This is a genomic window from Alkalihalobacterium elongatum (genome assembly GCF_019024285.1).
In the GTDB taxonomy this organism is placed as follows: Bacteria; Bacillota; Bacilli; order Bacillales; family Bacillaceae_F; genus Alkalihalobacterium; species Alkalihalobacterium elongatum.
Genome location: NZ_WMKZ01000016.1, coordinates 82,841 through 93,383 on the forward strand (window position 1 = coordinate 82,841; position 10,543 = coordinate 93,383).

General features: G+C 35.9%; 10 protein-coding genes and 2 rRNA genes. 1 reads left to right on the forward strand and 11 read right to left on the reverse strand.

The window, feature by feature from the left end; genetic code table 11:
• Positions 1 to 27 precede the first annotated feature (27 nt).
• The 3 genes from GKP30_RS15295 to rrf (GKP30_RS15305) form a co-directional block, all read right to left on the reverse strand.
• Complete coding sequence (locus GKP30_RS15295) at positions 28 to 1,050, reverse strand: TAXI family TRAP transporter solute-binding subunit (protein WP_216830325.1); 1,023 nt, start codon at positions 1,048 to 1,050, stop codon at positions 28 to 30.
• Between the two features lie 14 nt (positions 1,051 to 1,064).
• Entirely contained in the window at positions 1,065 to 1,925 is an 861-nt protein-coding gene (locus GKP30_RS15300) for a MurR/RpiR family transcriptional regulator (RefSeq protein WP_216830326.1), read from the reverse strand.
• A 426-nt stretch (positions 1,926 to 2,351) separates the two neighbouring features.
• Positions 2,352 to 2,466 (reverse strand): 5S ribosomal RNA (rrf, locus tag GKP30_RS15305).
• 505 nt (positions 2,467 to 2,971) lie between these two features.
• On the opposite strand from rrf (GKP30_RS15305), the gene GKP30_RS15310 reads away from it, so the two are divergent.
• Positions 2,972 to 3,049, forward strand: coding sequence for a YjcZ family sporulation protein (locus GKP30_RS15310; protein WP_216830338.1), 78 nt, complete (start codon positions 2,972 to 2,974; stop codon positions 3,047 to 3,049).
• Positions 3,050 to 3,601: 552 nt separating this feature from the next.
• Here the strand turns inward: GKP30_RS15310 and GKP30_RS15315 are convergent.
• The 8 genes from GKP30_RS15315 to rrf (GKP30_RS24090) all read right to left on the reverse strand — a co-directional run.
• Entirely contained in the window at positions 3,602 to 3,904 is a 303-nt protein-coding gene (locus GKP30_RS15315) for a VOC family protein (protein WP_216830327.1), read from the reverse strand.
• A 64-nt stretch (positions 3,905 to 3,968) separates the two neighbouring features.
• On the reverse strand, positions 3,969 to 4,898 hold the full coding sequence (locus GKP30_RS15320; protein WP_216830328.1) for an RCC1 domain-containing protein: 930 nt from the start codon (positions 4,896 to 4,898) through the stop codon (positions 3,969 to 3,971).
• Positions 4,899 to 5,650: 752 nt separating this feature from the next.
• On the reverse strand, positions 5,651 to 5,965 hold the full coding sequence (locus GKP30_RS15325; protein ID WP_216830329.1) for a hypothetical protein: 315 nt from the start codon (positions 5,963 to 5,965) through the stop codon (positions 5,651 to 5,653).
• A 471-nt stretch (positions 5,966 to 6,436) separates the two neighbouring features.
• Complete coding sequence (locus GKP30_RS15330) at positions 6,437 to 7,225, reverse strand: class I SAM-dependent methyltransferase (protein WP_216830330.1); 789 nt, start codon at positions 7,223 to 7,225, stop codon at positions 6,437 to 6,439.
• Between the two features lie 29 nt (positions 7,226 to 7,254).
• Positions 7,255 to 8,574: a WD40/YVTN/BNR-like repeat-containing protein gene (locus tag GKP30_RS15335; RefSeq protein ID WP_216830331.1), complete on the reverse strand. Its 1,320-nt coding sequence runs from the start codon at positions 8,572 to 8,574 to the stop codon at positions 7,255 to 7,257.
• 340 nt (positions 8,575 to 8,914) lie between these two features.
• On the reverse strand, positions 8,915 to 9,463 hold the full coding sequence (locus tag GKP30_RS15340) for a GNAT family N-acetyltransferase (RefSeq protein ID WP_216830332.1): 549 nt from the start codon (positions 9,461 to 9,463) through the stop codon (positions 8,915 to 8,917).
• A gap of 106 nt (positions 9,464 to 9,569) precedes the next feature.
• The gene (locus GKP30_RS15345) at positions 9,570 to 10,187 is read right to left on the reverse strand and encodes an NUDIX hydrolase (protein ID WP_216830333.1); all 618 of its coding nucleotides are present in this window, start codon (positions 10,185 to 10,187) and stop codon (positions 9,570 to 9,572) included.
• A 280-nt stretch (positions 10,188 to 10,467) separates the two neighbouring features.
• Positions 10,468 to 10,543, reverse strand: a 5S ribosomal RNA gene (rrf, locus tag GKP30_RS24090); the annotation flags it as partial.

Genomic DNA, 10,543 nt, shown 5'->3' on the forward strand with positions numbered 1-10,543 from the left:
AGGGAAGGGGGCACTCCCCCCTTCTTATTATTTATCAGAAACGTCGATACCTTGTTCTTCATAGTATTTCGCAGCACCAGGATGTAGAGGAATTGAAAGACCTTCTAACGCACTATCAAATGATATATTTTTCCCTTGAACATGAGCATCCTGTACTGTTTGTAAATTATCAAATAATGTTTTAGTAATTTCATAGACTTCATCTTCATTTCTATTACTACTTGTTAGTAAAAGTGCAGGGGATGCTGCTGTTACAACATCTACCTCCACACCGTTATAAGTACCTGCTGGAATTGTGTCCATAATAATAAATGGTTCACTCTTGATAAATTCTGCAAATCGTTCTTCATCAACTGTTAATAAATTAATATCCATAGATGATGCAGCATCAACAACAGCTGCCGTTGGAACACCCGAACCAATAATTGCCGCATCAATTCCTTGGTCTTGAAGTGCTGTAACTGCATCACCGAAACCTAAGAATTCAGGTGTAATTTCATCATAGCTAATTCCATGAGCTTCGAGCATTAATCTTCCTGTTCTTTCTGTTCCACTACCTGGGGCACCAACTGCTATTCTTTTTCCTTTTAAATCATAAATAGTTTCCATGCCAGAGTTTTTTCGAACTACAAACTGAAATGTCTCTGGATATAAAGATGTGATAGATCTAATATGATCGATAGGAGCATCAAATGGATCATCCCCAGTTAGTCCAGCGTAAGCAGTATTTGATGCTGACAAAAATAATTCTACTTCTCCGTTATCTATCATTCTCATATTCGCAATTGACCCACCAGTTGACTGCGTATTAACCTGGAATTGATCATGTGTATTTATAGCTTGAGCAATTGCTGCACCGATTGGAAAATACACACCTGTTGTACCGCCAGTTGCAATAGACATTTTTGTAACTTCACCACTTGCTGTATTTTCTTGTGAAGTACCATCCTCATTACCAGAGTTTGTTGAACCAGACTCTGCCCCACAGCCTGCTAGGACCATTAAACTAGCGACAACTGCAGTTCCTATAAACTTTTTAAATCTTTTCATTATTGTATCCCCCTTTATCTTTCATAAAAGATATTAATTTTATTAAAATATTTTTCCAAATTATTTAAATTGGTTTCGACTCTTTCTTTTTGCACTTGACCTACCGCTGAAATAATCGCGTTTGAAAAAGCTATCCCAGCTACGTGGGAATCTTTTGGTGTATAGGAATCAATCTCTGTAAGAAATACAAAATCACTATGAGGTATAATAGGTGAATGAATACTATCGGTAATTGCTACTATCGTACATTTTTTTTCTTCTTTTAAATAATGAACCGATTCTAGGGTGAATGTAGTATATCGAGGGTATGAAAAAGCTATAATGACACTTTCTTCGTCTGCTGTTTGCAGACAATCTTCTAAATCCATGCCAGTGTTTGTAATTGGTTTTACATTGCCTAACATGGCATTTAATGAAAATGCCAGGTAAAAAGCATCTGCCATTGAAGAACGAAATCCAATGATAAAGATCTTTTTTGCTTTACATAATAGACTAATAAATTCATTAAATTCGTCTTCATTAATGTGCGATAACGTTTTTTCAAGATTTTCAATATCTTTTTTAAAACTACTTGTCAATGGACTGTTGTTTTCAAATTCAAGGTTTGCCTTTTGTAATCTTTGAACGGTTCGATCTCCAATTACTTCATTTCTGAAGTCCTCTTGAAAGTCTGAAAAGCGCTTATAGCCAAGAGATAATGCAAAACGTATAACCGTAGTTTCACTAACCCCTACTTCCATTCCAATCTGGTTTGCTGTCATGTATGTAACCTTTTCTGCATTTTTTAAAAAGTAATCTGCGACAAGTTTTTGTGATTTAGTTATTTTTTTATTAGATGCTTTCAACTTTTCAATGACTATGCTTTCGACGCCCATTGTTTCACCTCCCTTAAAAAGAAGTATTTCCTTCTTTTTTATTTTTTTTAGTTGTATTTAATTCTTTTTTCTAAAAACATCATAAATCTTAATTAACAGAATTGTCAATATTTTTTAAAAAATAAGCTCTATATTTTTCAATAGTACATTTCTATCTATCGTTCTTCCTCCTAAATGTAATTTTCTAATATAATAGTTGACGCTTGAAAAACACTCTAGCTGTTTTACTAGATGTCATCAATGGAATATTAAATTGGATACTGTTACCTGATAATATTTAATTAATTTAAAATATGATATATGAGATAAAGCGATATGAAAAAAATCAGCGTACTCTTTTTTTCTATAAAGTACCAGTCTTACACCATTTGATTGCCCTCAAGTTGGTTCCACAAAAAAGCACAACCTATTATGGTTGTGCCTGGTGCCTAGCGACGTCCTACTCTCACAGGGGGAAGCCTTCAACTATCATAGACGTTAAAGAGCTTAACTTCAGGGTTTGCATAGGAACGGGTGTGTCCTCTTGGCTATCGCCAATAGACTTCTATAAATGTGATAAGCTTCGAATTTCTTCGGTTAACTGCGTCCACTACGTTGCACATTTACCTTTTGAAAGTACACTACACTCCTCGTGAACTTGTCGCCTCGAACTTCAGCTTCTGACAATGCTGACGTTTGGATAACCTATTCATCTTGGTTTAATTGAAACAACCTTTTTTGTATAGTCTTTTACAGTAACTTCTACCTAGTTTGATTATATCAATTATACCGTTCATCGATTGTCAAAATAGACATTTTCTGAAACTCTCATTATCTGTTTTACAATAAGTCGTTAGTACTTCTAATTACTTTACTAATATAGTAGAAAAAAATGGTGCGTGTCCGAGTTCTTTACCGATAAAAGTTAAAAGCATTACCTCTTGTTCCACCAAACTCGTTATTGAATCGGCGTCTTCATTAATTAACCTAAAAATAGTTTAGTGCCCAATCGTCTGACCCTTCCTTACATAAGGTGTTACTGTAACATCACAAGGAGGTGTTATTGAATGTATAGCAACTTTTCGTTAATTGTCGTGTTGTTCATTCTTCTTATAATCGTTGGTTCCGCTTATATCACTTACTAAAGTAAATGATCTGGCCACTCAATAACGGGTATCTTTTGTTGGACCTTCCACTTTAAAAGTTTAAATAAATCGAAAAATGTTCCCTGTCTCCAGGGCTTAAAAGCGCTGGTGGTCAGGGACTTATAATTTCTAAAAAATAATCCATAATATAGCCAGTTTAAGCAGGTCTATATTATGGATTATTAATTTTCTGTAATTGCCCACCGTATTCAAATGTGTACGTAACATTCTATTAGACTTGTGCATTTAGGAATTAATAATTTTACTTCAACAGATTATTTGAGCCAACTAACCTAACTAAATCTTTACAGTGAATTAGGTTTTCATCGCTATTTCATGTGTGGTTAAACCTAGACAAGAGAGACTTCAAAAAAATATGGTTGAAAGTCTAGGAGAATACAGTGAGAATATTGATGGCTATGTAGATAAAAAAAGTATTTATAAGCCTCCAATTCGTAATTCTTCTGCTCAATAGTTAATAACAATCAAACAGGAGCATCACAAATAAAACTACTTACTATTCAAGTAAAGCTTTTATTAATGAAAAACATCTTAACACTTGCACACCATCAAATGGTTCCCATAAGGATCCTTGAATTTAAACCAATGATTATGCCCAATTTCTGTTGTTACTTCAACATTCTTGCCTTTTAAAAATTCATAGGCTTCTTCAATATTGTTGGTATCAAAATGAAATGGTGGAGTTTTGAAAATATTTTCCTCCGAAAAAATCTTACTATCTAATACAATTCCAGTTCCATTCGTTGTAGGTACAATAAATAAATGCCCAAATTCCTTTAAATTTAGTAATACATCCCAAACAGGTTTTAAAATAAGGAAAAGTCCTACCTTCATCTTGAAGATTAGCACCCTTTTCCTTATTTTATGCCAAGTAAGGTATACAAATATGATTAAATCGTCATTGCGGCACTATTGCCAAACTATGAAACCCTCCACCAGCAATGGCATCGACATTCGTTAATTCACTGACTTGGACTGGGGTATTACTAGTGGTGTTGGTCCCGTCTCCCAGTTGTCCTTCTAAGTTTCTTCCCCAGGCTCGAACGGTTCCATCGGATAGGAGGGCTAGGTTATGATACACTCCACCAGCAATGGCATCGACATTCGTTAATCCACTGACTTGGACTGGGGTATTACTAGTGGTGTTGGTCCCGTCTCCCAGTTGTCCATCAGAGTTTCTTCCCCAGGCTCGAACGGTTCCATCGGATAGGAGGGTTAGGCTATGATAAAAACCACCAGCAATGGCATCGACATTCCTCAATTCACTAACTTGTACTGGGGTATTACGAGTGATGTTGGTCCCATCTCCCAGTTGTCCAAAAACGTTATATCCCCAGGCTCGAACGGTTCCATCGGATAGGAGAGCTAGGCTATGAATTCCTCCACCAGCAATGGCAACGACATTCGTTAATCCACTGACTTGGACTGGGGTATTACTTGGGTTAAAGGTCCCGTCTCCCAGTTGTCCATCAGAGTTACTTCCCCAGGCTCGAACGGTTCCATCGGATAGGAGGGCTAGGCTATGAGCCCCTCCAACATCACCAGCAATGGCAACGACATTCGTTAATTCACTGACTTGGACTGGGGTATTACTTGGGTTAAAGGTCCCGTCTCCCAGTTGTCCATAAAGGTTATTTCCCCAGGCTCGAACGGTTCCATCGGATAGGAGGGCTAGGCTATGATTCCCTCCACCAGCAATGGCAACGACATCCGTTAATTCACTGACTTGGACTGGGGTATTACTTGGGTTAAAGGTCCCGTCTCCCAGCTGCCCTTCTAAGTTTCTTCCCCAAGCAAATGCTTGAACTATTCCAGGTCCAATTCCCAAATTTCACATCTCCCTTCAGCCTAAATTTGTAGCATACCAATTTGTAGCTTCACTTAGAATGATATACCTCAATGCTTTGTACATTAATATGAAGGAAATGCTTTATTGGATTGGACGAACATTGAATTACCATTTTTATTATTTCTAATTTAGCTTTAAAAGTGAATTGTATTTTTATTATCAGCATTATTAGTAAAACTGGAACTATTTCACTTTATAGTTTAAATAAATCGAAAAATGTTGCCTGTCTCCAGCGCTTTAAAGCACTGATTGTCAGGGACTTATTATTTCTAAAAAAATTATCCATAATTTAGCCAGTTTAACAGGTCTATATTATGGATAATTAATTTTCGTAGTTGAAGAACAGCATGTTACAACCTTATCAATATCCGTTCGTTTACTAAAACACTACCATTGACATCAGTTATAAAGTCAATCACAAGACCTGTATACCTTTACCCTTGACCTTTTATATAATAATTAACTAGCTTTCCAGACAAAAATGAAGTTAAAGGAATAATAGCTATTAAATAAAGTAAAATAACCATTATATTAGTGATGCCTAGCCATGTCGTCGGTATAATAACATAAATATATTCTTTAAAAATAAATCTATAAATAAAAGAATTTATCAATAATAGAGTGACAAATAATATCCAGAATAAGCCTATTTTTTTATCCAGTTAATTCTCTCTCCTTTCTTAACACTTTGCCTCGTTTTGCTTCCCTATAAAAATTGTAGAAAAATCTTATCAATCATATCCACCAGTAGGTTCAGGGAGTGATTTGTACTCCTCTTTTGGATAAATAATTTCTCTATTTATAAAATCCATAGTTTCTTCCCAATTATTTAGAGCATTTGACTCGTAAGATGTATTCCACTTTAAGTTATAATCTTCACCATCTATCGTCATGGAAAGTTCGTATTTATTATATGGCTGCACACATGTTGAACCACCTTTATCTTCTGGTAACCGCAAAACATCTGCTTTTCTAAATTTTTCATAAATAACTTCCATTTCTTCATTGGAAAGTATCATATGTGTTGTCGCAGTTCCATCAACCACTAAATCCTTTGTGTAAGTATTCTCATAAGTATTTAACTCATTTGCTGAAGTAACCCCATATTTTAAGGAAAATGCAAAGTCGTTAGGTTTTTTTCGGGTAATACTTCATTCGTAGAATTACAAGCACTGAGAATTAACAACATCGTAAAAAAGAAAGTTCCCTCCCCTTAAAAGTTCTTTTTTGTTAATTCTATTGCCTTTGAATATTGCCACGCTGGTTTCGGCAATCAAACAGTAAGTGTATCAGACTTTCATAATATGGAATAAATTCTTGGTTTTTGATCATAATCAAAATTTCTTCCTTACTTGCCCATTTCACGTTTTGAACCTCTTCATATTGTAATGTGAGCGTTGAGCTAATGATTTCAATTAAGTCATAGGAATTTTGGCGATAGCTTAATAAAGGCTATCGCTTTTCTGCACCCTTTTATTTAACAACAAAGTAAGTTGAAATTATCCGTGTTCCAAGAATTACAGGTGATTTAATATTGTTACATAGCATCCATGTTGAATATTGTGTTTAACATCTCCAAATTCTTTTTCTAAGTGTCTATAAATTTCATCCAATATGTTATTTTGTGTACTTTTATCAAAACCAGAGAGCCATGATAGAGATCCTACTCTTCCACACCATTCTTCATTTGAAAAAGAAACGGTATATTCGAACTTATATGTTTCTTTTAAATCAAACCCATTTTGCTTCCATTCGTTAAACCACTCAATCGGAAAACTATTAATTAATTGTTTTGACTCTGCCTTAGAACCAGCAGGTTTTAATCTACGGTTTGGCATATGCGCCTTAACAATCTCCAACGTGTTAGTAATTACTTTTGATTTAGACATAAATCCAGAATCCATTATCAATAATGTCCCATTATCTTTAAGAACCCTTTTTATTTCCTCAATTGTCTTTTGTCTATCAAACCAATGCCAGGCTCTTAATACAGTTATATAATCAAACATATTGCTTTCTAAGGTAGTAGATTCCGCGTAAGTATTAACGTAATTAATTTCTACGCCAACACTTTTATCTATAACCTTGGCTTCTTTTATTAACTCGACTGATGGCTCTACCCCAATGACAGTAGCTCCTTCCTTGTATATAGCTCGACTTAAAACGCCTGTACCTGAACCAAGGTCAGCCACATTTTTACCATTAAAATTTATTCCTCTGATCTTTAAACTTTCCAACAACTCGGCTGGTAAGTCATTCCTATATTGAGCGTATTTTTTTGCTACATTACCGAAATTAACATTCATTAATAGACCTCCACATCCCGTATTTACAACTATTCTAGAACACCGTTTGGATCGACTAATCCTGCAAACGACCAGGTTTTCCCTTCATCATGGCTGGTGAACTTGGCGAGGACTTTTCCACCTAAGTAATCCCCTTCTGCTCCCTGGTTCACCACTAACGTCCCATCTCCCCCCTGAAAAGTAGGCATTTCTGCTACTGTGAAAAATCCTTTATATTCTTCTGGAATGGGGATAGTAATCTGCTCCCAGCTATCTCCGCCGTTTTCCGTCCGATAGAAATGAGGCGTCGGCGCCTGGTCTTCATTTAGTGTATAGCCAAAGGACATAAAACCTAACTGGTCATTAATAAATCCCCCGTCTGTCACCATTTGATGCGTATCTTCAACAAATCCTGCATTATACCAAGACTTACCGCCATCATTGGTTTTGTATATGAAATGGGCTTCAAAACCCATCGTCCGTTCACCACTAAAAATCAGGTAACCATCCTGATCCGTTGTAAATTCGATTTTTCCAAATCGTCCAGAAGCCCAATTACTGGATACTGGCGTCTCTTCCCATGTTTTTCCGTTATCTGTACTCATGATAACGTGTACTGCCCCTTCCTCGTTTTGAAGCAAAAAGGCAGTCCGTTCATTGGAAAGGATATAGCTCCCCATCAGTAACTGACTGTTAAAACGATCTCTTAAGCCGTACAATGCTTCCGTCTCAACAGGAACCTTCAGCCAGCTCTCTCCGTTATTATATGTAACTTGAAGGGCCTCTTCCGTTAGCTGATACCCTATATTCTCCACAGGGGTTTCCATTCCAATTTCCTGTAAATATTCTTCCATGCTTTGAACAAGCGGCAAACCAATGGATCGGTCGTCTGTCTTTTCGATGTTCGTTAGGCTGTATGTTAAGTCTCCACCTTTCTCGATCGTCAATATCCAAACGATATCCTGAAGGAAAGGGGTAACATCGTAGTCTGGCATCCATGGTGGTCCTGAACTGTCGTCATCAGGTAAAAGTACTTGCATCACCACGGCCACAACGAATTCATTTTCATCACCTTGTAATCTTGTAAAACGGATATAGGCTGCATTGCTAATAATTCCATCACTCTCTAGACTCTTCATCAAATCAAACAGGACCCGATAAGCAATGTTTTCTGGCCTTATATCCCATTCATTCACTTCTACTGTATATGGCAGCTTTTCAGTAATTACCTCACTTGTTTCATCAAGTTCTTGAATGGTATGTTCATTGTCCTCATCCTCGTCAGCAGGAGTATTGAGTAATAGTACAAAAGAACTTACCATAAAAATTAAGATGATTACGAGTAAGATACGTTTTTGTTTTATTTCCATTTGGATCATCCTTCATTCGTTTGAACACTTTTGATTATACCATTATCTGTTAAATATGATCTATTAATCTAGAAATTTTGGGGAGGTGCCAGTTGCGGTATGGAGTATGAAAGGGGAATGACTTGTCAGTTGACTGGGACGCTACTCGTATGGGGCCAGGAACCATTCTTTGACTATACAACTAAAACAGATTCGATGAGAGCGACTAACTCATGTCATCACATATTGAAATAACTCGGTTTACATATCTGTGAACCGAGCCAATTTATTACGATTATTCAATTTTTTTCAGTAAAGTAATCGTTACTTAAGTACAATATTTCACGGTTCAAAAATTACCTTAATGGTTACGCTTAATATAATCAGACTTCAACATACAATAATATAAACTTATTACTTCCTTATTATCTAATAACTTTAATTTTTCATTTTTTTGAAATCTATATTTAAATCCACATTTCTCGTTTACTCTTTTGGAGTTATGATTAAAATTAAAATGAGCACACCAAATTAAATCTAAATTTAGTTCATTAAAACCATATTTAATTAAACAATTTACTGCCTCTGGAATAATTCCCCTCCCCCAATATTCAGGATTTAAAACATACCCTATTTCTTTCTGCTTTAATTCGACAAGGCTATCATCTGGTTTTCTATCGTGGAGCCCTATACTTCCAATAACTCTATTTTCTGCCTTTAAAACAACAGCATACGTATCATTATTTTTTATAAACATTTTTATAATTTCTTTACTTTCTTCTTCATTCTTATGTGGTCGCCAGCCAGCATTAGGACCTACTAATTCACTTTTAGCATATTCATATAAGTCCTTGCTGTCAGTTTCTTTCCATTCTCTTAATATTAACCTTTCAGATATTAATGGTTCCATATATTTTCCCCCTGTTATTGTAAAACCTAATTTGTTTGCTAAAACAGCGATAATCTATTAAGCTAGCGCATCCCTTTAGTTGATTAATGGTATTAAAATTGAAATATCAATCAAAATAAACAGGTTCTTGTGGATTATGCAAATGTTTAAATGCTAATTGAATTTGTGATTCTGTATTCCTTGCTACCGATAATGAAGGTAGTTCATTTTCAGCAAAAAATTCCACCGCAGTTGTTTCAATACCTTCTTTTGGTTGTCCACCAATGATTTCACATTGGATAAACATTTTGTAAACGTGGTATGGAGAAGGTGGATGTGGGTAACATTTTTTGTCGAGCACAGCTATCAATTTTATCGCTTTAACATCAAACCCTGATTCTTCTTTTACTTCCTTGATCGCAACTTCTCCAGGAGTTAATCCAATATCCCCCCAGCCTCCAGGTAACGACCAATCCCCATCATTGTTTTCTCTCACCATTAATATCTTGTTATCTCTAAATACAACAGCCCTAATATCAACTTTCGGCGTTGCATACCCAGTTTCATTAGCAAAAAGTTCTTTTATAACTTCATGATCTAGATTTGTATGCTGCGTCAATATTTCAACACTTATATTTCTTATTAATTCAAATCTTTCTATGTCATACACATCTTTAGAATAAGTTAATCCTGTCTGTGCAATGGATTGAAGCTGTTTTGCCCATTCTAGCCATTTAGGTTCCAAACCTATCAACACCACCATCTAATTTTTACCTAATTTTACCTTACTATGATCAAAAAATAAACTGCCCTTTATTTAGCTAACCTGCAAGGTTCTACGAAAAGAAAGGTATCCTCTCACAGAAGAGGACTTGGTGTTATTCCCTCGCTGCTTTCTCACGATGTTTCCATTGGCTTATCCTTCTAAGTTTTTGACTCTTCGAGCCAAAAGTTCTTCATCGCCTGTAGCTAACTCAGTTTTTTTGCATTAAAAAAAAGCACAATCCATTTGAATTGTGCTTTGTGCCTAGCGACGTCCTACTCTCACAGGGGGAAGCCCCCAACTACCATCGGCGCTGAAGAGCTTAACTTCCGTGTTCG